Annotated in this window: 16 protein-coding genes; 8 read left to right on the top strand and 8 right to left on the bottom strand. The window is 65.4% G+C overall.

From position 1 onward, the window contains the following. The first annotated feature begins 199 nt into the window (after positions 1-199). Entirely contained in the window at positions 200-1,183 is a 984-nt protein-coding gene (locus VT03_RS04080; protein ID WP_075091809.1) for an SMP-30/gluconolactonase/LRE family protein, read from the top strand. Positions 1,184-1,615: 432 nt separating this feature from the next. Here the strand turns inward: VT03_RS04080 and VT03_RS34940 are convergent, their stop codons facing one another. Further along, positions 1,616-4,777 (bottom strand): DUF11 domain-containing protein, encoded by a 3,162-nt coding sequence (locus VT03_RS34940; RefSeq protein WP_075091810.1) that lies wholly within the window; start codon positions 4,775-4,777, stop codon positions 1,616-1,618. Positions 4,778-5,079: 302 nt separating this feature from the next. Between VT03_RS34940 and VT03_RS04090 the strand changes: the two genes are divergently transcribed. Then, entirely contained in the window at positions 5,080-5,754 is a 675-nt protein-coding gene (locus VT03_RS04090; protein ID WP_075096917.1) for a phosphoribosylanthranilate isomerase, read from the top strand. Positions 5,755-6,041: 287 nt separating this feature from the next. Here the strand turns inward: VT03_RS04090 and VT03_RS04095 are convergent, their stop codons facing one another. Together VT03_RS04095 and VT03_RS04100 are read right to left on the bottom strand one after the other, a co-directional pair. Then, on the bottom strand, positions 6,042-7,640 hold the full coding sequence (locus VT03_RS04095) for an NAD(P)/FAD-dependent oxidoreductase (protein ID WP_075091811.1): 1,599 nt from the start codon (positions 7,638-7,640) through the stop codon (positions 6,042-6,044). Positions 7,641-7,758: 118 nt separating this feature from the next. Further along, complete coding sequence (locus VT03_RS04100; RefSeq protein ID WP_075091812.1) at positions 7,759-8,658, bottom strand: universal stress protein; 900 nt, start codon at positions 8,656-8,658, stop codon at positions 7,759-7,761. A 345-nt stretch (positions 8,659-9,003) separates the two neighbouring features. Here VT03_RS04100 and VT03_RS04105 point away from each other — a divergent pair, with 345 nt between their 5' ends. The 5 genes from VT03_RS04105 to VT03_RS04125 all read left to right on the top strand — a co-directional run bounded on the left by VT03_RS04105 (position 9,004) and on the right by VT03_RS04125 (position 15,629). After that, positions 9,004-9,825 carry a hypothetical protein gene (locus tag VT03_RS04105; protein ID WP_075091813.1) on the top strand — a complete coding sequence of 274 codons (822 nt, stop codon included), beginning with the start codon at positions 9,004-9,006 and terminating at the stop codon, positions 9,823-9,825. A 530-nt stretch (positions 9,826-10,355) separates the two neighbouring features. Next, a complete protein-coding gene (locus VT03_RS04110) occupies positions 10,356-11,018 on the top strand; it encodes a hypothetical protein (protein ID WP_075091814.1) in 663 nt (220 codons plus the stop codon). A gap of 82 nt (positions 11,019-11,100) precedes the next feature. Next, the gene (locus VT03_RS04115; RefSeq protein ID WP_075091815.1) at positions 11,101-11,961 is read left to right on the top strand and encodes a lipase family protein; all 861 of its coding nucleotides are present in this window, start codon (positions 11,101-11,103) and stop codon (positions 11,959-11,961) included. A 10-nt stretch (positions 11,962-11,971) separates the two neighbouring features. Further along, the gene (locus VT03_RS04120) at positions 11,972-13,624 is read left to right on the top strand and encodes a hypothetical protein (protein ID WP_075091816.1); all 1,653 of its coding nucleotides are present in this window, start codon (positions 11,972-11,974) and stop codon (positions 13,622-13,624) included. Between the two features lie 121 nt (positions 13,625-13,745). Next, entirely contained in the window at positions 13,746-15,629 is a 1,884-nt protein-coding gene (locus tag VT03_RS04125) for a hypothetical protein (RefSeq protein ID WP_075091817.1), read from the top strand. Between the two features lie 7 nt (positions 15,630-15,636). Here the strand turns inward: VT03_RS04125 and VT03_RS04130 are convergent, their stop codons facing one another. The 3 genes from VT03_RS04130 to VT03_RS04140 form a co-directional block, all read right to left on the bottom strand. Continuing rightward, the gene (locus VT03_RS04130; RefSeq protein ID WP_075091818.1) at positions 15,637-16,953 is read right to left on the bottom strand and encodes a PQQ-binding-like beta-propeller repeat protein; all 1,317 of its coding nucleotides are present in this window, start codon (positions 16,951-16,953) and stop codon (positions 15,637-15,639) included. 42 nt (positions 16,954-16,995) lie between these two features. Then, a complete protein-coding gene (ettA, locus tag VT03_RS04135; RefSeq protein WP_075091819.1) occupies positions 16,996-18,669 on the bottom strand; it encodes an energy-dependent translational throttle protein EttA in 1,674 nt (557 codons plus the stop codon). Positions 18,670-19,215: 546 nt separating this feature from the next. Continuing rightward, positions 19,216-20,688 (bottom strand): aldehyde dehydrogenase family protein, encoded by a 1,473-nt coding sequence (locus tag VT03_RS04140; protein WP_075091820.1) that lies wholly within the window; start codon positions 20,686-20,688, stop codon positions 19,216-19,218. Positions 20,689-20,928: 240 nt separating this feature from the next. Between VT03_RS04140 and VT03_RS04145 the strand changes: the two genes are divergently transcribed. Continuing rightward, complete coding sequence (locus tag VT03_RS04145; protein WP_075091821.1) at positions 20,929-21,663, top strand: HisA/HisF-related TIM barrel protein; 735 nt, start codon at positions 20,929-20,931, stop codon at positions 21,661-21,663. Between the two features lie 482 nt (positions 21,664-22,145). Here VT03_RS04145 and VT03_RS04150 read toward each other — a convergent pair whose 3' ends face one another. Together VT03_RS04150 and VT03_RS04155 are read right to left on the bottom strand one after the other, a co-directional pair. Beyond that, a complete protein-coding gene (locus tag VT03_RS04150) occupies positions 22,146-23,591 on the bottom strand; it encodes a LutB/LldF family L-lactate oxidation iron-sulfur protein (protein WP_075091822.1) in 1,446 nt (481 codons plus the stop codon). 54 nt (positions 23,592-23,645) lie between these two features. Further along, positions 23,646-24,938: a DUF1501 domain-containing protein gene (locus VT03_RS04155; protein WP_075091823.1), complete on the bottom strand. Its 1,293-nt coding sequence runs from the start codon at positions 24,936-24,938 to the stop codon at positions 23,646-23,648. Between the last annotated feature and the right edge of the window lie 76 nt (positions 24,939-25,014).

Raw genomic sequence — 25,014 nt, forward strand, 5'->3', positions numbered from 1 at the left:
TGGACCCGGTGGGGTGGGGACAATGTTTGAGTCGATGCTTTGTCCCCATTGCTTGAACCCATCGGCGCACACCGATAGCTTCCCCTCACGCCTTCGCCACACGGCGCAGGCTCCAGCAGACGAAACCGTGAGGTGCTCCATGGTGCGATGGCGGTGGTTGGCGGCAACGGCAGGGACAGTCCTCTCAGCCGCGCTCGGTATGAACGCAGCAACAGCGCAGGACACGCTGAACTTCCCGATCCTGGGCGAAGTCATCCGGCACGACGGCGCCGTCGACAAGCTCCTCCCCAAGGACGCCAAGATCGAAGTCCTCGGCTCCGGCTTCGAATGGGCCGAAGGACCGGTCTGGGTGCCGGGCAAAGGGAACGAACCCGGCTTCCTCCTCTTCTCCGACATCCCCCGCAACTCGATCATGAAATGGGTCGAGGGCAAAGGGGTCAGCCTCTACCTCAAGCCCGCGGGCTACACCGGCGTCGTCGAGTACGGCGGCGAGCCGGGCTCCAACGGCCTCATCCTCGATCCCAAGGGACAGGTCGTCTGCTGCGAACATGGCGACCGCCGGCTCTCGGTCATCACGACCGGCGGCGGAAAGCGGACCCTCGTCGACAACTACGAAGGGAAGCGGCTCAACAGCCCTAACGACGCCACGTTCCATTCGGGCGGCGACATCTATTTCACCGACCCGCCGTACGGCCTTCCCAAGCAGTATGATGATCCGCGCCGGGAGCTCGATTTCTGTGGCGTGTACCGTGTGGCCAAGGATGGCAAGGTCACGCTGCTAACGAAGGAAATGACGCGGCCTAACGGCATCGGGTTCTCGCCCGACGAGAAGACCCTGTACGTCGCTCAGTCGGATCCCGCCGCGGCGGTCGTGAAGGCCTTTGCGGTCAAGGCAGACGGCACGCTCGGTGAGGGGAAGGTTCTGTACGACTTCACCGCCGATTTCAAGAAGGGGTGGCCCGGGTTGCCGGACGGTCTCGCGGTCGATGCTCAGGGGAACATCTGGGCGACCGCTCCGGGTGGCGTTTCGATTCTGACCCCTGAGGGGAAGCTGCTTGGCCGGCTGAGCACGGGGGAGCGGACGGCGAACTGCAAGTTCGGCGGACCGGACGGCAGCACGTTGTTCATGACGGCGGACATGTACATCTGCCGGATCAAGACGTCGACGAAGGCAGCGCGGTAATATAACCGTCCCTTACCGGGTCCAGGGGCACCCTGGTGGGGAGTGCAGAGGGGCCTGTGTTGTTTTCTTGGCCCTTTGCCCGCCGGAGGCCCTCTCGTCGAGAGATGTCTGAAGGAGGGCGTGTCCAAGCGCGGACAACGTGCCGTGTGCCCCTTTACCAACCCGCGGGGATTGCAAAGCCAGCGGTGTGGGTTGAGGGAGTCTTCAACGCAGGTACAACAAAGGGGACGTCCGTTGTTTACCACGGTTCCTCATAAAAGTGCCTCCGGCGGCAAGGGGGCGTGGCCCCCTTGACCCCAGGCTGCCGTAGCACGTTGGGTTTGAGGGAGCAGAGCCGTGCCGGCAAGGACGCCGGTCGAACCGACAAATGCAAACGGGACGAACCTCATCACGAGCGTTCGTCCCGTTTCGCTTTTGGACTCGCCAATCCGGTCAGCGGCCACCATCGCGGTAGACCCGGACTTCCCCTTCTTCATGCAGCGGATCGCTCTTGTGATCGTCGCTGTAGAGATCGACCTTCACGCGGGCGTTCCCTTCTTCAGCCGCCGCGAGGACGATGTCGAACTCCTGCTCGCCGCCAGGGGGAATCACGTCGAGGGCCGCGAAGTGGACCACGTTCCCCGCCGCCTGGTGCTGGACCGGCCCCTGGGCGTTGACAAACCGCAGGTGGCCGGGAACTTCAAACACGGTCTGAACGTTGGAAGCCGGAGCGGTCCCGCGGTTGCGGACACTGAGCCGCATCGAGACCTGCTCGCCGACCGCGACCGGGCCGTCCGGAACCACGTCGACCACGAGATTGCTGTACCCGGCGACATCGACCCGCGTGGCGATGTTCGCCTTGTTGCCACCGGCGTCAGCCACCTGCAGGGTGCCGTCGAACGTGCCGGGCTTCTTGGGGATCAGGTCGATCGGCAGCTCCATGTGCTCGCCCGGAGCGAGCTGCGGAATCCGCCAGGTGATCGTGCGGTTCTGCGGGTCCCACTGACCGCTGGAGAGCCGGCCGGTCGGCTCGAGATCGCGAGGCACATTCTCGACGACCTGCACGTCCCGCAGCGTGTCGAGCGACTGGTTCGTGACGGTGTTCGTGTAGCTGGCGGGGCGGCCGACAAACCGCTTCGCCGGACCAGTGCGGGCCACCTTGATCCGCGTGTCGATCACGCTGACCTGGACGGTCCGGGCGTCCTGCTCCTGATTGTTCGTCGAGACGATCACCTTGGGAGTCAGGACCCCCTGGGCGGTCGCGGCGACATGCAGCTCGACGTCCTTCGACTGCTTCGGGCTCAGATTCCCGATCTCGTACTCGAGATCGTTCCCGCCCGGATGCTGGAGTTCCTTCGGCAGCAGGGCCCGGATGAAGACTCCCTTGGCGAGTCCCTGTCCGGAGTTGACCACGCGGACGCGGAACACCGACTGCTCACCCACGATGATCTGCTTCGGAGCCTGAAGTTCGACCTTGAGCTCCGGAGCGGTCACGACCGTCGTGGCGGCGACTTCCGCCGCGAAGTTGACCGTGGCGACGCTGCCGATCGAGCCCGCCTGCGTCGGCGTCAGCTTGACCTTGATGCTCCGTTCTTCGCTCGGACGCATGTCGCCGAGCTTCCAGAAGAGCCGCTTGTCGGCGGTCTCGGCCTGCGGGATCGTCCCCTGGCAGGTCGCTCCGAGCGGAATGCGGTCTTCGACAACGACGCGATGGGCCGTGCTCTGGCCGACGTTTCGGACCTTGATCTCGTAAATCAGCGGTTCACCGACGACCGCCTCGGCGGGAGCGATCTTCTCGATCTTGATCTCCGGCTGCTGCGGTCCGGAGGCGACGGTGGTCGCGACCGTGCCGTCACCGACGAGATCGATGACCGGCTCGCGGCGGGGAGGCATCGTCCCGGCAGGTGAGAACGCGTTGGGATTCGGGTTCGTCTCGGCGGCGCCGGGACCAGGTCCGGGGGCCGGCGTGTTGGCCGGAAAGAGACCGCCGAAGTCCGAAACGTTGTTCGTCGCCGGCGGGGCGTTCCGCAGAGGATTCGCCGCGGGAGCCGGCGCGGCCGCGGGGGCGGTCGCCGGGGTCGGTCCGGGAATGGAGTTCAGCTCGGGGATCGCGCCACGGTTTCCGGGAAAGGCCGAGGGGGTGGCAGCGGGAGTTGGCACCGGAGCGCCGCCGAAGGGCTGCGGCTCGTTCCCCTGGATCGGAGGTGCGGACGGGTTCAGAGGAGCCGATGGCGGCGCGGTGAACGGAGCCGCTCCGCCGCTGAAGCCCGGCTCCGAGACCGGCACGGCTTTGGGGCCTGCTCCCGGAATGGTGGACCGGAAGGGAGCCGGCTCGCTCCGCTCCATCGGGGCCGCGCCGAAGGGCTGTGCTGCCGCGGGGGCCGCGGTCGGGTTCGGAGCATTGGCCGGCGTCGCGGCGGGGGGCTGAGCGAAGAGGTCACCGGCGAACGGATTTCCTCGGCCGGCAGCCGGAGTCGGCTCGGCCACACCGGCGGCCGGAGTGATCGGCCCGCCTGCGGGGGTGAACTGTTCGGATGGCGGAGCGATGGCGGTCCGGGTCAAGTTTCCGGTCGATCCCGACGGTGCAATCGTCGGCAGGGCGGCGGCCGCCGCGTTGGCCGCGGGGTCGCGCTGGGAGAACGGATTGGCGAGCTCCGGAGCAGGAACCGGAGAGAGGGCCGGCGTCGCCGGACCGTTGTTCGCCGTCGGAATCGAGGAACGGCTCCGGGCGGGGCGGATCTCCGGGAGTTCGTTCTGAACCTGCTGGATTTCCTGCGGGACGGCTGCCAGGGCGTCGGCAGCGGGGGCCTGGCCGGCGGCGGCCTGCGCGGAGACCGGCTCGCTCTGTCCGCCGATGTCGGGCAGGAACAGATCCTCGGCGACGTGGCGGGGCCGGGCCGACTTCTCCGGGACTTCCATCAGGACCGGTCCGGGATGGCCGGACGGGAGAGCGGTGAGCTTGTTGTCCGCCGCACCGGCGACGGGGCCGGCTTCGTCGGAGCTGGCCACGAGGTCGATGACCTCGCCCGAGTTGGCGGCAGCCCGCTTGGGGGCCGTCTTCGGAGCGGGGGTGTCGGCGAGATCGGCCCACGGGTTTCCGGCATTGGCGGCGGCGGACTTGAGCTCGTCCTTCGGAGCGACCGCCAGGGACTCTTCACCGACGACGGCCGCGGCGGGAGCGATTTCCTTTGCCTTCGCCTTCCGATCGCCAGCCCAGTCGAGGCCGGCATCGGTCACGGTGCCGGCGGAGTCAGCCACCGCCAGGAGGTCCTTGTCCGAGGGCTCCGCGTCGGCCGAAGCCGGTTCGCCGGAGAGGACTTCGTTCTGCGGAGGAGGCTCGTCGGCGCTTCCGAGCGTGGCCGCTCCGGGAAGGGCCAAGGGCGAGGTCTCTCCGAGCTCAGCCTTCGCCGGAGGAATATCAACGGAGGTAATTCCGACCGGATCCGCGGTGGTCAGAGCGTCGGCTGGCTCCCCTTGAATGCCGGGGTCGAGCTCGCCGAACTTGCCGGGGTCGATGGAGGTGGTCGCCAGGTCCCGCTGGACGTAATAGACGCCGCCGCAACCGACTCCAATCACTCCGGCGAGCGCAGCAGATTTCCAGATGGCGGCGATCATGTGGGACATCCTTTCCCCTGTTGCCGGAGCGAATCATCCTGTCTCGCTTCCCGCGGCATCCCGCCGTCGGAAAGGGGTTCCTGGCGTGCGCATCACCTCCGCACGCCGAAACACGACTCCGGCATCTTTGTGTCATAACAGAGTCGAAAATCTGCGGAAAGGGGAGTTCCTCTCGACGCTACCTTTCGCGTTCGTCCCGCACTCCGGAACCACCCGGAGGTGGCCTTCTCCGCGATCCGGTTCCTGCAAGAATGCCGGAGAGCGCCTCCCGGCCCGTCTCCCGTCCTCTGTCGCAGCCTCCTTTGCCTACGCCCCAGTCCCCGCCGTCCCCCTGGATCAAGCTCTGCGGATGGAACCGTCCCGAGGTGCTGAGCGAAGTCGTCGCCGCCGGGGTCTGGCCGGACGCGGTCGGGCTGAACTTTTACAAACCCTCGCCGCGCTATCTTTCCCCCGACGGGGCTCGGGACGCCATCCGCCGTCTCCCCGAAGCGATTGAGGCGGTCGGACTCTTCGTCGACACCCCTCCCGCCGAGATCGCGTCGAGCGCGACCGCGCTCGGGCTCCGGACGCTCCAGCTCCACGGCGACTACACGGTCGACGACCTGACCGCGCTCCGCCTCTTCCAGCTCATCCGGGTCTACCGGCTCGCGGGGAACGACCTCGCTCCGGTGGCGGAGGATCTCCGGGCCTGCGAGCGGGCGGGAGTCCGGCCGTGGCGGTGCCTCGTCGAGCCAAAAGTCGATGGAGCCTACGGCGGCATGGGAGAGGTCGGTCCGTGGGATGTCTTGCGGAGTTGGGATGCGTCCTGGCCGCCGCTGATCCTGGCGGGAGGCCTGACCCCCGAGAACATCGCGGACGCTATCCGGACCGTCCGTCCCTGGGGGGTCGACACGGCCAGCGGCGTGGAAGTCCGCCGCGGCGAGAAAGACCCCGCGCGAGCCCGCGCCTTCATCGAGACTGCCCGCTCGGCCCTCTAACCGAACGGCGACTGTGCCGCTGAGCGATCGTCGTTCTCCGTGTTTTCGCAGCCCGATGGAGAGGCATTGAAACACAGAGGCACAGAGGACGCCGAGGAAGAAACGCGCGCGGCGTCACCGATGAACACGGATGGACACAGATCAAGGCCGGGATGCTCGACGCTTCAGGGCTTCCGGCGGAGCAGTGAAGACGACCGGACAGGCACTCTCGCGGAGGATGTCCACTCCGGAGGTTGGCACTTCTCTGTGTTGACTGCGCCTCTGTGTTTCCCAACTTCGATCGGACTTTAGCCGCAGGGGGCGTAGCGGCGGACAATCTCCCGCGCGCTCCGCAGGCCGTCGACGGCCGCGCTCACGATCCCTCCCGCATACCCCGCCCCTTCGCCGACGGGATACAGGCCGGCAAAGCCCGGGGTCTCTCGCGTCGTCAGATCGCGATCGATCCGCACCGGCGCGCTCCCCCGCATCTCGGGACCGACGAGCGTCGCGTTCCGCAGGAAGTCGCCGCGCCACTTCCGGTCCATGACCGGCAGCCCCTTGCGGATCGCTTCGACGACCACCGGCGGCAGCACCGCCGACAGGTCCGCCGTTCGCGTTCCCCGCTCGTAGGAGGAAGGCAGGACCGAGTTCGGATCGGGCGAGCGTCCCTGCAGAAAATCCTTGGCGGACTGAATGGGACACTCGTAGTTGCGTCGGCCGAGCTCGAAGGCGACCGCTTCGTAGCGCCGTTGAAGCTCGACCCCGGCGAGCGGGTGATCGCTCCCGAACTCCTCCGGCTCGAGCGTCACCATGAGGCCGCTGTTGGCGAAGGGCGTATCGTGCCGCGAGTTACTCATGCCGTTCGAGCAGAACTGATTGGGCTCGGAGACGCTCGGGATCACGATCCCGCCGGCACACATGCAGAAGGAGTAGAGGTCCCGCGTCCCCTTCGCCTGCAGCGAATAGTCCGCGGCGCCGAGGAGTTCCGCGTAGTGCGGATGGCCGTACTTCCAGCGGTTCACCTGCTCCTGCGGCTGTTCGATCCGCAGGCCGAGCTGAAACGCCTTCTGGCGGAACGGCACCCCCTGGTCGTAGAGCCGCTGGTAGGTATCGCGGGCGCTGTGCCCGATGCCGAGGATGACGTGCCGGCAGGGCAGGAGGCCGCTCGATGTCTCGAGTCCCGTGATCCGGCCTTCGCTGACCTGGATCCCTTCCATGCGGTGATGGAACCGGTACTCGCCGCCGAGGGCCTCGATCTTCCGCCGGAAGTTCCGGCAGATCATCGGCAGCTTGTTGCTCCCCAGGTGTGGGCGGTGTTCGTAGACCAGGGACTCACGTCCGCCGCAGGTCACGAAGGCCTCCAGGACCCAGTCGACATCGCTGCCGGTCATCCGGCAGGTCAGCTTGCCGTCGGAGAAGCAGCCCGCTCCCCCTTCGCCGAACAGATAGTTGTCCTCGTTGTCGTGCGGCCCGCCGGAGTCGAAGGCCCGGATCGCCGGGACGCGCTCCTTCACCGGCGCGCCGCGTTCGAGAATGATCGGCCGATACCCCTTGAGCGCGAGGTAGTACCCCGCCAGCAGTCCCGCCGGGCCGGAGCCGACGACGACCGGCCGCTCCTCGGACGGACCCGCGCCGGGAGCTGGATCGTCAAAGTTCTCGGGGGCGTAAGCGACGATCTCATGATCCCGCCGGACCTTTCCGAGCACGCCCGGTTCGTCCGGCAGGTCGGCGACCGCGGAGTAAACGAACTGGAGGTCGTAGCGGCTGCGGGCGTCCAGGCTCTTGCGGAGGATCCGCCAGCGGGAGATCTCCTCCGCTTTGACGCCGAGGCGGCGGGCCAGCTCGCGAGGAATGGCGGCTTCGGACTCCTCGACAGGGAGCCGGAGATTGTTGATGCGAAGGGTCATGCGGCGGCCTGAACGAATGCCTGGCTGGCGTTGCCAGGGATTGACGGCGTCTCGGAGTGAGGAACGGCGGGCCGCACAGTCTACGGCGCCCGGACTCTGCATCCAGCGAAAAAATCCGTCAGTGTTTCAGCTTCTGGACCCAGACCGAGCAGTGGGCGTGGCGGAGGACGTTGTTCGAGACGCTTCCGAGGAAAAACCGCGAGATCGGGTTGCGGGCCCGGTCGCCGATCACGACCAGGTCGGCGTGCCACGATTCCGCCTTCTCCAGGATGTCGTGGGCGATCTGGGCCCCCTCGACGATCTCGGTGGTGACATTCGGCGTGACCCGCTTCAGTTCCGTCTGCGTCCATTCGACGTGCTCCTTGAGCCGCCGCGTCTCGTTGCTCCACAGCCCTCCCATCGTCTGGACGATGTCCATATGCGAGGGGTTGATGGTCGACTGGACCGACAGCACAAGGACCTGAACCCCTTCGCCCAGCGGGAGAGCGGCCATGCTGCGGACGGCCGCCTGGGAGAGGTCCGAACCGTCGACGGCGATCAGGATCCGCTGAAACGGGATCGTCTGTTTGGCCGCCTCGTCCGGCTCGCCGGTCCGGACTACGAGGACGGGACACGACGCGTGATGGCAGACGTACTCGGAGACGCTCCCCAGGAGAAACCGCTTGACGGCCGAGGCTCCGCGGGCGCCGAGGACGATCAGGTCGGCGTGGGACTGTTCGGCAGCCGAGACGATCTCGGTCCCAGGATCGCCGATCCGCAGTTCGGTCGTGACGGTGTCGCAGATCGGCTGGAGAGCCTCCGCTTCCGCGGCGACGCGGTGGGCGACTTCCTGCTTCTGGTAGGTGCGGGCCTCTTCGAGGAGGGCTTCTTCGATCGCCAGTTCCGACATGGGGATCGGAAGGCTGGTCACCGAGACGAGTCGGACGGCCGGTTTCTCAGCCAGGGGGAGTCGCTGGATGGCCGCCTGCGCGGCGCGGGCGGAGGCGGAACCGTCGGTGGCGGCAACGATGTGGAACATGAATCCCCCGTGGTGTGTTTCGGTCCCCGCATCCTAACGTGCGGGGGGCGGATGATCACCTGGGGCTGAGGCGCCCCCACCGATGAGGTAAAGCGAGTTCCGACACCCTCCTCGCCGACACAGCAGGCGCGGTTTCCGCCCCAATGCCCCCGCGGGAGGGCGAGGCTCCCGCCGAGCCGCAACGGTGGCAACCCCCGCCAGGGCCCGCCCTGGACCGGGTAGCGGTTAATCCATCTGCGGCGATTGCGTATCTCACTGTATCGATCTGGTCGGCAGGCTGCCGGTCCGCTCCGGACACGGGCTTCGACCATCCTCCCGGGGGACCTCGCGATGCGCCGACTTGGAATGCCACTTCTTCAACTCTCTCTCCTCCTCCTCGCGGGAAGCGCCGCCCTCGCCGGCGAGTTCAAGAAGCCAATCACGAAACCCAAATACGATCCCAGCGCGCCCCGCGTCGGCCTCTTCGACGGTCTCGACGCCAAGAGCCTCGACGCGGAACTCCGCCCGAAGAACGAATTTGGCGGGAACCTCTTCATCCGAAATCTGACTGACAAGCCCATCACCGTCGAACTCCCTGACGCCATCGTCGGCGTGCAGGTCCACCCGCAGTTCTTCCTCGGAGTCCAGGGCGGGAACGGCTTTGGCCAGCAGCAGGGACAGGGGAACGGGAATGGCGGCGGCATGGGAATGGGCATGGCCGGAGCCAACCAGAGCGTGGGGGGAGGAGCGGGGAACGGGCAGGGGCAGGGACAGAACTCCGCCGGCCTCGGCCTCTTTTCGATTCCGGCGGGCGAAGTGGTCCGCCTGCCATTCGCCTCGGTCTGCCTCGAACACAGCAAGCCCACCCCGACCGCCCGTAACCAGTATCGCCTGGTCCGTCCCGAGTCGTACTCGGACAAGCCGGAGCTCGCCGCCATCTGCCGTGCCGCGGCCGACAGCGATTCTGACCGCCTGACCGTCCAGGCCGCCGCCTGGCACACCGTCTCCGGACTCTCCTGGGACGATCTCGCGAAGAAGACGTACGACCAGGCTGCCGCCGCCGACACTCCCTACTTCAAGCCGGCGCAGCTCAAGGCCGCGCGCGATCTCGTCGCCAAGGCGAGCCGGCCCGCTCCGGCGGCCCCGAAGTCCGTCGCTTCGGAAGCGGTCGTCTCGACGGCCCGTTAGGACAGCCAGGAGCGGAGTGCATTCGGTGAGTGGTGCACGGCAGACGGATGGAGTGAACCAGGGTCCAGGGGCACCCTGGTGGGGAGTGCAGAGGGGCAACGCCCCTTTGCCCGCCGGAGGCCTGGCCGTCGAGAGATATCTGAAGGAGGGCGTGTCCAAGCGCGGACAACGTGCCGTATGCCCCCCCACCAACCCGCGGAGATTGCAAAGCAAGCGGTGAGGTGTGAAGGAGTGCTCATAGCTGGTCCCACAAAGGGGACGTCCGTTGTGTCCCATGGTTCCTCATGGAAGTGCCTCCGGCGGCAAGGGGTTGCCCCCTTGACCCCGGCTGCCGTCGCACATTGGGTTTGAGCAAACAGAGCTGTGCCGGCAAGGACGGGCTTTGAGATGCCAGCATCGGCCTTACTCCTCGACCGACCATCAGTCGGCGAATGCCCCCCAAGCAGCCCGCTCCAACAGTCAATGCATTCCGGCTGCAGCGTGTTACAGTACCCCGCGACGGACTCTGCAACACCTTCGGCCGGTGCTCGATGCGCAAGGAAGATCTGTTTGAGCTTCTGTTCACCACGGGCCTGCCGATCGTTCTCATCGGACTGGTCTGGCTCCTCGTCATCGCCTACCGCGTCTCGCTGCGATGGGGTGTCGTTACGACGCTCCTCTATCCGGCCATGATCCTGCCGCACACCATCCGGCACTGGCCGCGGACTAAACCGGCCGCGCTGACGATTCTCTTCGGTCTCCTGCTCATGACCGCTCCGGCCGCCTACACGCGGCTGGTCCCGGTTGACCTCGGCGAATACGACCAGGTCGTCAGCGGCGAGCGGCACCTCACGCTGACCGGCTGGAACAAGACCGACTACTCCGCCATCGCCGCCCGGTCCGACACAGTCGTTCTTCAGATGGCCAACGCCGACGTCACGGACGACACGCTTAAGTATCTGGAGCCGCTGGCGAGTCTCAAGGAGCTGGACCTGAGCGACACCAAGGTCACGGACGCCGGGCTGCAGCGGCTTCGCAAGAACTCCAAGCTGGAAACGCTGCGCCTCGCCCGGACTTCCGTGACCGATGCAGGCCTCTCGACCCTCGAAACGCTCCCGGCACTGAAGCAGCTCGATCTGACCGGAGCCAAAGTGGCCCCCGAACGACTCCAGAAGTGGATGCAGGAGAACCCGGAACGAATGGCGATCTGGTAACGGCTCGTCAAGTTGCTGGATCGCCCGGAACTTTCTCCCACCGGACAACGTCTGTCTCTCAACCCCAGTGGACTCCCCCCCCATGTCCCTGACTCTCAACCTCGCCGCGACCGGCCGCGACTATTCGAACGCCCGGTACTTTGCCACCGCCTGCGATCTGGCCTATCTGCCAGAAGCGGCCGGCCGGGACCAGTATCAGAGCGAACTCGGACTCGCCGCCAAGCTGATCTCCGTGGACAACACGCAGGTCTACGTCGGCAGCAACGACAGCGCGATCGTCCTGGCCTTCCGCGGGTCGGAGTCCCCGTCGTCGCTCGACGGGTTCAAGGACTGGCTGCTGACGAACGCCAAGAACTTTCTCGTGATCCCGGACGGTCGGGCCGGGACCGATTTCATTGCGGCGGGCGTCGGGGCCCGGTTCCACCGCGGCTTCCTGGAAGCCCTCGAAGAGATCTGGGCTCCCCTGCTCGCCGAAGTGAAGTCGCTCCACACCCAGAAGCGGCGTCCCGTCTGCGTCACCGGTCACAGCCTCGGCGGTGCTCTCGCCCTCGTCGCCGCCTGGCGGCTCCAGCGGCAGTTCATCCCGATCCATGTCGTCTACACCTTCGGCGCCCCGATGATCGGGAACGAAGCGGCCTCGGCGGCCTACGCGAAGACCTTCCCGAACAAAGTCTTCCGCTTCGTCGACGAGCGGGACATGGTCCCCCTCCTGCCGACGGTGAGCCTGTTCAGCAACGAATACAACCACTGCCAGATGGAAGTGATGCTGAAAGCGGCCGCGGCCAGCGGCGTCGCCGCGGGCGTGATGCAGGAACTCGCCCAGAAAACCCAGGACGGGCTCCTGAACGCCACGATCGTCGATGAATGCTGGGGCCGCCTCCGCAGCGGCGTCGACTGCCACCTGATGAACAACTACCTGGCCCGGATCGGGGAACTCTGCTGAGGAGACCGGCATGACGGCGAACCTGTGGAGGAGACGCTTGCGGCACGTCCGCTGTCCGCGTGCTTCTCAACTCGTTGCCTGGTGTTGCTTCCTCATCATCGCCATCGACCGGCCAGGCCTCATCGCGGTCGCCGGCGACCCGGAGATAGACCGCCGCGCAAGCGCTCTCGTCGATCAGCTTGTTACGAGAGAGCGGACGCTTGCCTCCGACCGCAGTTATGTCGTGCTCAGTGGAAGAAGTCGGCATCCGACCGACTTCCTTCCTCTCGCAGACAGAACGACTGTGAAAGCGGGGGATGTCGTCCCAAAGGACGACGCCGTTCTTGCACTGATTCGTCTGGGAGCAGACGCGGTTCCTGCCCTTGTCGCTCATCTGGACGACAAGCGACCGACGGAGATCGGACCATTCTCGGTCCGATGCTTTCAGAAATCGCTCGACTGGAATACGAAGTCGAGATCGGACATCCCGCTCTGGGAAGAGACGTCTTTCGTTGCACCAGAGCCCCGATCGCCAGCGCGCGATGGCTATCGCCTGACCGTCGGCGATCTCTGCTACGAGGTTCTGGGACAGATCGTCAATCGCGACTACGACTGTGTCATCTGGTCGTTGATGAACTATGACATCTCCTCGCCCGGCCAGTCGTCGATGATGCGGGACCATCTGAAGAAGACGTGGGGGGCGCTGTCTCGCGAGCGACATCGCCAATCTTTGGTCTCCGACTTTCAGCTGGCCGATAGTCCCCGACGGCGACAGGGTGCCTATTGTCGACTGGCCTTCTACTACCCGGAAGCGGTCGAGAGGGTGGTTCTCGATGAACTCCAGAAGCCGCCATACCGCAGAGAAAAAGGCGACGGGGACGTGTCGCCTCACCCCCTTTCAACGAGGGCGGAGCAGGCGGACTTCATCCGTCAACTCACACGCGACCAGAGCCGACTCATCGGCGATCGCGTCAACGAGATTCTTCAAGCCGCCACTGATGACGATGGGGAATTGATTCCGGCCTGTCTGCATTGCCTCGCCAACAGGGGTTACGGCGACGTTCTCATTCGCTGTCTGGAGCGTGTCGATCCTCGCGGGGTGGTATCGAACCACTTTGACGTGGCCGTCGTCGCGGCCTGCGCCACGTCGCATGATCCGCCGGTCCGCGAAAGGCTGCGCCGATTCGCGATCGCAACGGACAACGGCACTTTCTTTGTGAAGGCTCTGGACGCCTTTGATTCGGGTGACGGGCCGGCCGTGATCGCGCACGGGAGGCTTCTGCTCAGCGCTCTGCGTAAGGATGAAGTCGACAGAGAGGGCGTGTTGTCGGCCATCGTGGCTCGCTACCCGAACGAGTCCTTGCCCTTGACGGCCGAATACCTGAAGGACGGGGCGATCAATCGAATTTGGAACGTCTGCGAGGATCTCGCGCGTCCGACCGATCGGAGATTCCTGCTCCTCGAGGCCTACTTGGACGACAGAGGGGAGTACGTCAAGGGTCGTACGGTTGCGGGCATGGTGGCGTACTCGATGGCCAAAACGATCCCGGATCTAGAGGACGCTGTCGATGGGCTGGAAGAGCCTGGCCCCGAAGTCATCGAGAAGCTCAAGCAACACTGCCGCGACTTGCGAACGACCGCGCTCGACGAGGCGGCCATCGACGTCCCTGTCGCGGACGAGTGAGATTCAAAGCGGCTACGAACGATCGTCAACGAGTGTCGAGGCCGCCTCCGCAGCGGCGTCGACTGCCACTTGATGAACAAGGACCTCGCCCGGATGGGGGAGCTCTGCTGAGGACCACGCCATGGAAACGAACTGGTTGCCGCGAGTGATTCGACTCAAATTCGTTGGCTCCGCGTGGGCTGCCGCCAGTCGCCTTGCCGCTGTGGTGGCTGTGAGCTTCCTGATCGTCCTTCTGCCACACCGTGCGATCGGAGGGGACGACGTTGAGAAGTGGATCGACCAGTTGGTCGCGCGAGAGTCGACAATCGCTCCCACTGGCTTGTTCAACTTCCTGGCATGGGGAGTAGAGCCGGCAACGGACTTTCTCCCGTTGAGGGAGGATCACGAACCACCGTCAGGAGGAGCTGAGAACGAAGGCGATCCCGCCTTGAAGCTGATCAAGCTCGGTCCGGCCGCGATTCCGCTCTTACTGGCGCACCTTGACGACGATCGGCCAACTGGCGTCGGGCCATTCGGAAGGGTTTACCTTTCCGATTATGTCGACATGAACAGTCGGTCGGGGATCGATAGACCGTTGCGAGAAGGCAAGCGGCTGTCGTCCGTTCCCGACTCGAATGAGCCGCTTAACGGCCTGAATTTGACTGTTGGCGACCTGTGCTTTGAGGTCCTGGGGCAGATTGTCAATCGGGAGTATGGTTGTGTCTTTCAAGCATGCATGCACTGCAGCGTCGTGTCGCCGGGACGGTCCGCCGTGATACGGGCCCATCTCAAGAAATCGTGGGGCGGAATCTCCAGTGAGGGACACCGCGAGTCGCTGCTCCGCGACCTTCGAGCGCCCGACTCGGCCGAACGGCAGCGCGGAGCCTACTATCGCCTGGCCTATTACCACCCGGAGGCTGTTGAGCCCGCCGTTCTCGACGAGCTTCGTCGGCCGTACTACTCACGCGCGGATATTCGTGACTTCTGTCAGGACAGTCTGTTCACGGAAGGGGACCGGGAGACGAGACGGAAGCGAGTCACTGACTATCTCCTGAGTCGCAACGAGACATACAGTCGCGGGCTCCAGCGAGAGCTGTGGCACGAAGCGCTTGAGCGGCGGATCTCTGCTGGTGCCGAGGACGCTCAAGCGGCAGAGGTAGCCCGTGAGGTTCTGGTGGATGTGTTCGGGGAGGTCATCGGCCGGGATTCCTACGACCGGTCTCTCGAATCGGACACGACGAGTGAAAGCCGATCTGAGTTCATCGCGTCCCTGACCCACGATCGAAGCCGTGCGATCGGCAACATGGTAGCGGGCCTGCTTGAGAGCGAACCGGAGAACAACACGATCGCTGCAGCATGTCTCCGGTGCCTCGCGAATCGCGGCTATCCTGATCTGCTGACACGGGCCATTGACCGACTCAAGCCCGATGTCTTCGACGACCTCCCAAGCGATCTGTCGATCCTGGTTGCCTGCGCGACATCCCGTGACGAGGGAGTTCGAAAGCGACTTGAGGAGCTCGCTCTGACAACAAACCAGGGAGCCTACCTGGTTGCGGCAATGGGAGCTGTGGCGAAGGAGAACGATGGTCGATTGCTGGAGCGGGCGGTCGCCTGGCTCGATGACTTCCCCCCCGACAAGGCAGAGGAACTGGGCGTCCTCCGCGCCGTTTCAGCGAGATTCCCCGACCAGTCTCTGGCCATTACTGAGCAATACCTGAAGACTCGATCTCCGGCGCGAGTCGCCGCTGTCTGTGAAGACATCGACGACGAATCGGATAGCCGAATACTGCTTCTGAAGCCGTTTCTGGACGATCGGCGGCCGGCGGTCTATCTGTCCGACGATCTGGAACTGCGAGACGTTGTTGCCAGAACGATGTCGTCCTTCGTTGACGACGTCGTCTACTCCTCCCAAGACTCTGAAGAAGAACGAGCGTTGACGATTCAGAAACTCTGGGCACACTACGAAGGACTTGCGGCGCAACACGAGAACGAGCCCGCAGAAGTGCCGGCAGCCGCGACCAAGTGACCTGAGCCTACTGCTGCCGCGAGGCCGTCTTCGTCAGCCCGAAGCAATAGAGCCACTCCTGACGTCCCGGCCCTTCGCCGTCGCCGACTCGCAGGAAGATCTGGCCGCCGCAGATGGCCGGGCTGGCGAAGGCTGACTTGCCGATCGTGTTCTCGGCGACGAGCTCGAACTTCTCGGGATTGGGCCGAAAGACGTACATCGTCCCCGCTTCGTTCGCCCAGTAGATGTTGCCGCCCGCCAGGACGGGCGAGGCGCTGACCGGGCCGGAGAGGCGCTGTTTCCATTGCTCCTTGCCCGTTTCGCCGTGCCAGCAAAACAGGACGCCGTTTCCGTTCAGGCCGTACAGGTGGCCGTCGTGGACGAGCAGCGACTGCTCGTAGAGCTTCTGGTTGTTCGACCACAGGACGGTGTTCGAACCGTCCGCCCGGATCGCGATCGTCTCGGACTTCGGAAAGCCGCCGCTGGCGAAGACGGTGTCCCCCTCCCAGACCATCGTCCCGCAGGTGGCGAAGGTCGTCCCCTTCGTGGCCCAGTTCGGCTTGCCGCTGTGCGGGTCGTACGAGGCGACGAACTCCTGCCCGCTGATGAGGAGCTGGTCCTTCCCCGCCACGTTGCCGACGACAGGCGAGGAGAACGACATGAGCGGCAACCGCTTGCTCCGCCACGCCTGCTTGCCAGTCTTGCGGTCGAGGGCCGTGATGAAGCTCTCGCCGTCGTACTCCGAGGCGATGATGACCGTCCCCTGGTAGATCAGCGGCGAGGGGGCGTAGCCGTACTCGTACTTCTTCGGACGAAACGCCGCGACCTTCTTCTTCCAGAGGATGTTCCCGTCGAGATCGAGCGCGACGGCGGCGACCTGGTCGTGGTGGTAGAACGTCGCGAAGAGCCGCTCGCCGTCGCAGGCGATCGTCGGGGTCGCCTCAGTGTTCTTGGCGTGGTTGTTCTCGGGGAAGGCCCCCTTGTTGACGTCGACCTGCCACAGCTCCTTGCCGGTGGCCCGGTCAAGCGCCAGGACGGCGTGCCGCTCTTCCTTTTCATAGGCGGTCGTCAGGTAGATCCGGTTGCCGACGACCGTCGGCGACGAGTGTCCACGACCGGGGACCGCTGCCTTCCAGAGCATGTTCTCGCCGTCGCCGAACTTCGTCGGCACCGGTGTCTCGGTGGCGACGCCGTTCCGCGACGGTCCCCGCCACCAGGGCCAGTCCGTCTGGGCGTTGAGCTTCGGGAAGTCACCGATCCCCTTCTCGTCGGCGGCCGGTGCGGCTGTCGCCGCGAGGCAGGTCAGGACCAGCGAGAGCAGCACCGCCGCGAGCCGGAGAGGCATGGCGAAGGACCTTTCGGAAGGAGTGACCTGCCGCGGCAGGGGTTACCGCGTCAGCGGACGGTACTTGATCCGGTGCGGGGTGTCGGCGTCGATGCCGAGCCGCTCGTGGCGCTGGATCTCGTACATCTTGTAGTTCCCCTCGAAGTACACGACGCGGCTGTCCCCTTCAAAGGCGAGGATGTGAGTCGCGATCCGGTCGAGGAACCAGCGGTCGTGGGAGCTGACCATGGCGCAGCCGCCGAAGTTGGCGAGACCTTCTTCGAGCGACCGGAGCGTGTCGACGTCGAGGTCGTTCGTCGGTTCGTCGAGGAGGATCAAGTTGCCGCCGGACCGGAGGAGCTTTGCCAGGTGCACGCGGTTCCGTTCCCCTCCGGAGAGGTCGCGGACGAACTTCTGCTGGTCGGAGCCTTTGAAGTTGAACCGACCGCAATACGACCGGGCGTGGATCTTGGCCTTGCCGATCTCCAGCATGTCGTCGCCGCCGGAGATTTCTTCGTAGACGGTCTTCGTTCCGCTAAGGGCGTCGCGGAACTGGTCGACGAACGCCAAGTCCACGCTGTCGCCGATCCGGAGCGAGCCCGACGTCGGCTGCTCCTGTCCCATGATCATCTTGAACAGGGTCGTCTTGCCCGCCCCGTTCGGCCCGATCACGCCGACGATCCCCCCGCGAGGGAGGTCGAAGCTCAGGTTTTCGAACAGCAGCCGGTCGCCGAACGCCTTGGAGATTTTCTCCGCCCGGACGACCAGTTCACCCAGCGGCTTTGTGACCGGGATCTGGATGTCAGCGGCGTCGTCGCGACTATCGTACTGCTGGGCCTGGAGTTCTTCGAACCGTTGCAGACGGGCCTTGTTCTTTGTCGCCTGGGCCTTGGGCGACATCCGGACCCACTCCAGTTCGCGCTTCAGCAGCTTCTGTCGCTTGGACTCCCGCTTCTCTTCGACGGCGAGGCGGGCCTGCTTCTGCTCCATCCAGGAGGTGTAGTTCCCTTCGAACGGATGTCCCTTGCCGCGGTCGAGTTCGAGGATCCACTTGGCAACGTTGTCGAGGAAGTACCGGTCGTGGGTGATGGCCACGACGGTCCCCGGGAACTCTTCGAGGAACTTTTCGAGCCAGCCGACCGACTCCGCGTCGAGGTGGTTCGTGGGTTCGTCCAGGAGGAGGAGGTCGGGCTTCTGGAGGAGGAGCTGGCAGAGGGCGACGCGGCGTTTCTCACCCCCGGAGAGGTTTTCGATCAGCGCGTCTGGCGGCGGCAGGCGCATGGCGTCGCTGGCGATTTCGACGGTGCGGTCGATGTCCCAGAGGTTCTGGTGGTCGATGGTGTCCTGGACGCGGGTCTGTTCTTCGAGGAGTTTTTCCATCTCCGCCGGTTCGAGCGGTTCGCAGAGTTTTTCGTTGATCTGGTTGTAGCGGTCGAGGATGGCGCGGGATTCGGCGACCCCTTCCTGGACGCACTCCTCAACCGTCTTCTTGGGATCGAGTTTCGGTTCCTGGGCGAAGTAGCCGACGCGGATTCCCTTGGCGGGGCGGCAGGTCCCCATGAAGTCCTTGTCTTCGCCGGCCATGATTTTGAGGAGGGTACTTTTCCCTGCTCCGTTGCCGCCGATGACGCCGATTTTGGCTCCGGGGTAGAAGGCGAGCCAGATGTTGTCGAGGACGACTTCCTCGTCGTACATCCGGGTGAGACCCTCAATGGTCATGATGTATTGTGCAGACATGCCGCGCGACTCGCTTCCCGATCGGACTTTGCTGTTCGAAAGCGGGTATTCTAGGTGGCGTCGCGTGAAGATCGAAGCGTGGTGTCGGGCTGGGCGGATACGGGGAACTTGGCATCGTTGCTGAGCGGCTGTTTCGAACCGCGTCCATGCCGGCACGGCTCGGATAGCTCAAACCCAACGTGCGACGGCAGACTGGGGTCAAGGGGGTCTCACCCCCTTGCCGCCGGAGGCATTTTCGTCGCGGAGCCGTGGGACGCAGCGGATGTCCCCTTTGTGGTACCGGCTATGAGGACTCACCGCTCGCTCTGGAACCCCCGCGGGTTGCTGAAGGCGCATCCGGCACGGTGTCCGCGTTTGGACACGTCCTCCTTCAGACATCCCTCGACGGCCAGGCCTCCGGCGGGCAAAGGGCCAAGAAAACAACACAGGCCCCTCTGCACTCCCCACCAGGGTGCCCCTGGACCCGGGGTGATGTTGCACCCGGCATAAAAAAAGCGGCCGCGAGTAGGCTCGCGGCCGCCACCAGTCGCTACTGCGAGAAGTCGACTACCCGAGCTTAACCGTCACGGTCTTGAGCTCCGTGTACAACTCCAGCGCCGCTTCACCGTTCTCACGCCCATGACCAGACATCTTGAACCCGCCAAACGGCGTGCTGCTGTCCACAATGTGGTAACAGTTGACCCACACCGTCCCCGCCTTCACGTGCTTGGCATAAAGGTGAGCCTTGTCGATGTCCTTCGTCCAGATCGCGGCGGCCAGGCCGTAGTACGTCTGATTCGCCCGGGTGAAGACCTCTTCGGCACTCTTGAACGGCAAGACACTGACCACGGGGCCAAAAATCTCATCCTTGGCGATCGCCATGTCGTCCTTCACGCCGTCAAAGATCGTCGGCTCGACGAAGAACCCCCGCTCCCCCGCCTTCTTGCCGCCGGAGACCAGCTTGGCCCCCTGCTTCTGGCCGATGTCGACATAGCCCATGATCTTGTCGAGCTGCTCCTGCGACACCTGCGGACCCTGCTGCGTCGCGGAGTCGAGCGGGTCGCCGATCCGCCGCTCACGGGCCTTGGCGGCGAGCTTGCCGACAAACTCCTCGCGGATCTTGTCTTCGACAAACAGCCGGCTCCCCGCCGTACAGCACTGTCCGCCGTGGAAGTAGATCGCGTGGAACGCGCCAGCCACCGCTTCGTCGATGTTCGCGTCGGCGAAGACAACGTTCGGGCTCTTACCGCCGAGCTCGTAGCTCGTCCGCTTAAGCGAGTCCGCGGTTGCCTTCTGAATGATCTTGGCGGTGTCGACGTGCCCCGTGAAGGCGATCTTGTCGACGTCCGGATGGCTGCACAGCGCGGCGCCGGCGGTCTCACCGAAGCCGTTGACGATGTTGAGCACGCCCGCGGGAAGCCCCGCTTCGGCCGCCAGCTCCGCCATCCGCAGCGCGGTCAGCGGTGTCTGCTCCGCCGGCTTCATGACGACCGTGTTGCCGCAGGCGAGCGCCGGCCCGAGCTTCCACGCCATCATCAGGAGCGGGAAATTCCAGGGAATGATCTGGCCGACAACCCCGACCGGCTGCCGCAGCGTGTAGGAGAGAAAACTGCCGCGGACCGGAATGGTGCGGCCTTCGAGCTTGTCGGCCCAGCCGCCGTAGTAGCGGAGGGTGTTCGCGACCCCCTGGATGTCGCCGCGGGAGTCGGTGATCGTCTTGCCGCAGTTGAACGATTCGAGCGTCGCCAGCTCCTCGAGGTTCGCCTCAACGGCGTCGGCGAGCTTGAACAGGATCCGGCCGCGGTCGGCAGCGTCCATCGTCGCCCACGGTCCCGCTTCGAGAGCCCGCCGGGCCGCCTTGACCGCCCGGTCGACGTCATCTCCGCTGCCCTCGGAGACCGAGGCGATGACTTCGCCGGTGGCGGGGTTGTAGGTTTCGAACGACTTCTTCGACGAAGACTCGACCCACTCGTTGTTGATGAACAGTTTCGTCAGCTTGATCTTCGGAGGAGCGACGCGGGCCTGAGCCGTCGTAACCATGAGACATCCTCGAGCGGGGATAGGAAGAGCGGATCCGGGATTGAGACAATCCTCTCGGCCTGGAGTTTGGCCGATCGATTCCCAGGGTTGCAAGCGACTGCGCGGTGCGGTCATGCTCTGCCGCCCGGCCTCGTCGAGACCGCGACCCCGGGTCGCGTCCGCCGATCGTGACGGCGGCGGTCGGGTGTCGTGGCCGCCGCCGGTTCCGCCCGCTCCTCTCGCGGGAGCGAGAGGGCTACTATGAAAATCCTGCCCGTCCTTGACCTGAAGCACGGAGATGTCGTCCACGCCGTGGCCGGCCGGCGGAGCGAGTACCGTCCGATCGAATCCCGGCTGACATCGTCCGCCTCTCCCCGGGCGGTGGCGAGGGCGGTGGCGAAGCGCTGCGGCACCACGGATCTGTATGTCGCCGACCTCGATGCCATTCTCGAGGACGACCCGCAATGGGACCTGGCGCGGGGACTCGTCGAAGACGGCTTCCGGCTCTGGCTCGACGCTGGCGTTTCGAGGGCTGAACGGGCCGCTGAAGCCGCGCGAACGGGAGCGCACCGGGTGGTCGTCGGACTCGAGTCCTGTCGGTCGCCGGCGCGGCTGGTCGAGATCGTCCGGGCGATCGGAGCGGACCGCGTGACGTTCAGCCTGGATACGTTGGGGGGCCGGATGCTGAAGCGAAGACTGGGAGCGTGGCCGCGGTTCCTGTTCGACACCGCCAGGCGCGTTCGCGCCGCGGGCGTCGGTTCGTTCATCGTCCTCGACCTGTCGAGCGTCGGCTGCCGCCGCGGCGTCACGACCGGGGGCGTCTGCCAGCTCCTCCGCGATCATCCGGACTTTGCCGGTGCCGCGATCATCACCGGGGGAGGAATCCGCAGGGCCGCCGACCTCGAACAGCTTCGGCGGATTCCGGTCGACTACGCGATGATTTCCACCGCCCTGCACGACGGGACGTTCTCGATCGACGATCTGGCGAGCGGCTGATCGGAACCGCCTGGTTGTGGGCCGCCACTGCGACTACGGAGCCGAAGACTGAGCATCTCGCGATATTTTGTGAACCACAAGGACGCCATCGCCTGGCCAAGAGCCGGGTCCAGAGGCACCGTGGTGGGGGATGCAAGGGGGCCACGCCACATTGCCCGCCGGAGGCCGTCTCGTCGGGCCCTGTCTGAAGCGCGCCGTGTCCAAGCGCGGAAAAAGTGCCGGATGCCCCCTCACCCAACCACAGGGATTGCAAAGCCAGCGGCCTGGTGTGAGGGAGTCCTCGGGCTTCGGTTCCACAAAGCGGACGTCCGTTGTTTCCCACGGTTCCTCATCAAAGCGCCTCCGGCGGCAAGAGAATTGCCCCCTAATCCCCCGTGGCCATTGCACGATGGTTTGAGCCAACGGAGTTGTGCCGGCAAAGACGCAGAACGAATGCACTCCCCAGACAAACCACGCTTCTCCCGCAGAACACACTCTGTGGATCAGTGATGCGAGGACGAGGATGACGTTTCGTGACCGTTCGCCGTTGGAGCAGCGCCGGAGGCCGCGGACTTCCGCACCGCCATCCGCTCGCGAAAACTCGTCTTCGGAAACTCCGGCAGCTCCCGCTGCTTTCCCCACGGATTGAGCGGGTTGTAGACGAGGAACCGGGGAAGCTTGGGGACCCAGAACCGCGCCGCCCGTCCCAGCAGCCGGTAGAGCCACGGATGCGAGAAGATCGCGGAGGCGGCCTTCATCCCCGCCTTCTTCGACTCCGGCAGCAGGTTCTTGAGGACGAGCTTGTTCCGCCAGGTGTAGAGCTGCGAATGCAGGTCGATCTTCACCGGGCAGACATCACTGCACGACCCGCACAGGGAGCACGCATGCGGCAGCGAGTAGTGCTTCTTCGCGTCCGAAGCCGCCCCCAGGATCGAGCCGATCGGCCCAGGGACGGTGTTGTGGTAGCTGTGCCCCCCGCTGCGGCGATACACGGGGCATGTGTTCATGCACGCCCCGCAGCGGATGCAGTTGAGTGAGCGGCGGAACTCGTCAGTCGACAGGATGTCGCTCCGGCCGTTGTCGACGAGGACAATGTGCAGCTCGCACTCGGGATTCCGAGGCCCGTGGAAGTGCGTCGAATAGGTCGTGATCGGCTGCCCGGTCGCCGAGCGGGCGAGGAGCCGGAGGAACACCCCCAGGTCCGCCGCCTTCGGGATCAGCTTCTCGATCCCCATGCAGGCGATGTGGAGCTTCGGCAGCGACGTCCCGAGGTCCGCGTTCCCCTCGTTCGTGCAGACGACGAAGCCCCCGGTCTCCGCGATGGCGAAGTTGACCCCGGTCAGCCCCGCATCGGCGTTGAGGAACTTCTGCCGCAGCTCCTTGCGGGCCGCCCGCGTCAGATACAGCGGATCGGTCGCCCCCTTCTCGGTGCCGATGTGCTCGTGGAAGAGCTCGCCGATCTCCTCCCGCTTCGTGTGGATCGCCGGCATCACGATGTGGCTCGGCGGCTCCTTGCGAAGCTGCACGATCCATTCGCCGAGGTCGGTGTCCACCACCTCGATCCCGTTCCGCTCGAGGAACGGATTGAGGTGGCACTCCTCCGTCAGCATCGACTTGCTTTTGACGATCTTTTTCGCGCCGTGCTCCTGGAGCAGGCGGAGGACGATCTCGTTGTGCTCGGCGGCGTCGCGGGCCCAATGGACCACCGCCCCGCGGGCCTGGGCGTTCCGCTCGAACTGCTCCAGCAGATCGCCCAGGTTGGCGAGCGTGTGCTGCTTGATCTGTGAGGCGGCCTGGCGGAGTTCCTCCCACTCGGGAATCGTGCTCGCTGCGCGGTCCCGCTTTGACCGGACGAACCACAGCGTCTGGTCGTGCCAGCTCGCGCGCTTGGGATTGGCAATGAAGGCCGCCGCCTCGGCGGGATGCGGCCGGGAACTCGCTGTCACCATGAAGACGCCACTACCATCAAACGGAACACCGGACTCGTCTCAGACCAAATCATTCTAGCCGAAGAGGGCCGCGATCGGCTGCCCGCGGTCCGTGATCGGCACCGGGCGGTCGCCGTCGTACAGGTTCTTCGTGTAGTCGATCCCGAGCGCCGCGTGGATCGTGGCGAAGAAATCCGGAACCGAGACGGAGTCGGAGACGATCTTCTTCGACAGCTCGTCGGTCTCGCCGAACGCGCCGCGGTGCCTGAGTCCGCCCCCCGCCAGGACGCAGGTGAAGCAGGTCCCCTGATGCCCGCGGCCTCCGCCCCCGTCGAACTCCGGCGGCCGGCCGAACTCGCTGGTGATGACGATGACCGTCTTGTCGAGGAGCTTCTTCTCCTCGAGGTCGAGGATCAGCGACGACATCGCCTGGTCGAGCTCCGCGATCAGCTCGTGCTGCTTCAGGATGCCGCCGTTGTGGACGTCCCAGCCGGTTCCGTTGAGGAAGTTCAGGTTGTGCGAGACTTCGAGGAACCGCACCCCCCGCTCGATGAGGCGGCGGGAAAGCAGCAGCCGCTGGCCGAACTCCCCGCCGTAGCGGTTGCGGAGATCGCTCGGCTCCTCTTCCAGCCGGAAGCTGCGGGTGAACTCCGGACCGCTGAGCTTGAGGCTCTGGTCGATGGCAGCGTCGTAGTCGCGAAGGACCGTCTCGGCGTCCTTCGGCTGGCGGTCGCGGAGGGCGGTCAGGAACGCCTCCCGCCGCGACTGGCGATCCGGCGTGATCCCGTCCGGCCGGGAGAGTCCGGCCGGGCCCTGGCTCGTGTCGGTGAGGTAGAGATATCCATCCTTTGAACCGAGGAAGCCTGGGCCGCGGGTGACGTTGGGGTAGCCGATCAGGACGTACGGGGGAGCGCCGTCCTGAGCCGCGCCGCGCTCGTGGGCGACGGCCGAGCCGAGCGACGGATAGACCACGGTTCCGCTCACCGGCCGGCCGGTGTGCATCCGGTTCGTCGCGGCGGCGTGCTCGTCGATCACCTCGTGGTGGACGGTCCGAACCGCCGTCACGCGGTCCATCAGGGGAGCAAGCCGCCTGAGGTGTTCGCAGACCTGGACCCCCTGGACGGCGGTGTCGACGCTGTCGTAGTACGAGCCGGCGACCTTCTTGACCGGGTCGCCGCGGCGCTTCGGATCGAACGTGTCGATCTGCCCCATGCCGCCGCCGAGCCAGATCGAAATGACATGCTCCGCCTTCCCCTTGAGGAGGGTCGGCGAAGCGGCCTGGTCGGCGGTGAGCGGCTGGGCCAGGGCGCCGAGGGCCGCGGTGGCGGCCGACGCGGCGAGAAAGTCCCGTCGGGAAAAATCAGTCATGAGCGCGGTACTCTTTTGCTGTTCGGAACGTTGGTCGACGCCCGCTCGATTGGGGTATGCGGTGCCATGAGCATTC

It is taken from the genome of Planctomyces sp. SH-PL14 (assembly GCF_001610835.1).
In the GTDB taxonomy this organism is placed as follows: domain Bacteria; phylum Planctomycetota; class Planctomycetia; order Planctomycetales; family Planctomycetaceae; genus Planctomyces_A.

Excerpts from the sequence above, each read along its gene's own strand:
- VT03_RS04110 (WP_075091814.1), top strand. The coding sequence starts at position 10,356 with ATGCGCAAGGAAGATCTGTTTGAGCTTCTGTTCACCACGGGCCTGCCG.
- VT03_RS04125 (WP_075091817.1), top strand. The coding sequence starts at position 13,746 with ATGGAAACGAACTGGTTGCCGCGAGTGATTCGACTCAAATTCGTTGGC.
- VT03_RS04080 (WP_075091809.1), top strand. The coding sequence starts at position 200 with ATGAACGCAGCAACAGCGCAGGACACGCTGAACTTCCCGATCCTGGGC.
- VT03_RS04100 (WP_075091812.1), bottom strand. The coding sequence starts at position 8,658 with ATGTTCCACATCGTTGCCGCCACCGACGGTTCCGCCTCCGCCCGCGCC.
- VT03_RS04120 (WP_075091816.1), top strand. The coding sequence starts at position 11,972 with ATGACGGCGAACCTGTGGAGGAGACGCTTGCGGCACGTCCGCTGTCCG.
- VT03_RS04095 (WP_075091811.1), bottom strand. The coding sequence starts at position 7,640 with ATGACCCTTCGCATCAACAATCTCCGGCTCCCTGTCGAGGAGTCCGAA.
- VT03_RS04145 (WP_075091821.1), top strand. The coding sequence starts at position 20,929 with ATGAAAATCCTGCCCGTCCTTGACCTGAAGCACGGAGATGTCGTCCAC.
- VT03_RS04150 (WP_075091822.1), bottom strand. The coding sequence starts at position 23,591 with ATGGTGACAGCGAGTTCCCGGCCGCATCCCGCCGAGGCGGCGGCCTTC.
- VT03_RS34940 (WP_075091810.1), bottom strand. The coding sequence starts at position 4,777 with ATGATCGCCGCCATCTGGAAATCTGCTGCGCTCGCCGGAGTGATTGGA.
- VT03_RS04130 (WP_075091818.1), bottom strand. The coding sequence starts at position 16,953 with ATGCCTCTCCGGCTCGCGGCGGTGCTGCTCTCGCTGGTCCTGACCTGC.
- VT03_RS04115 (WP_075091815.1), top strand. The coding sequence starts at position 11,101 with ATGTCCCTGACTCTCAACCTCGCCGCGACCGGCCGCGACTATTCGAAC.
- VT03_RS04140 (WP_075091820.1), bottom strand. The coding sequence starts at position 20,688 with ATGGTTACGACGGCTCAGGCCCGCGTCGCTCCTCCGAAGATCAAGCTG.
- VT03_RS04155 (WP_075091823.1), bottom strand. The coding sequence starts at position 24,938 with ATGACTGATTTTTCCCGACGGGACTTTCTCGCCGCGTCGGCCGCCACC.
- ettA (WP_075091819.1), bottom strand. The coding sequence starts at position 18,669 with ATGTCTGCACAATACATCATGACCATTGAGGGTCTCACCCGGATGTAC.
- VT03_RS04105 (WP_075091813.1), top strand. The coding sequence starts at position 9,004 with ATGCCACTTCTTCAACTCTCTCTCCTCCTCCTCGCGGGAAGCGCCGCC.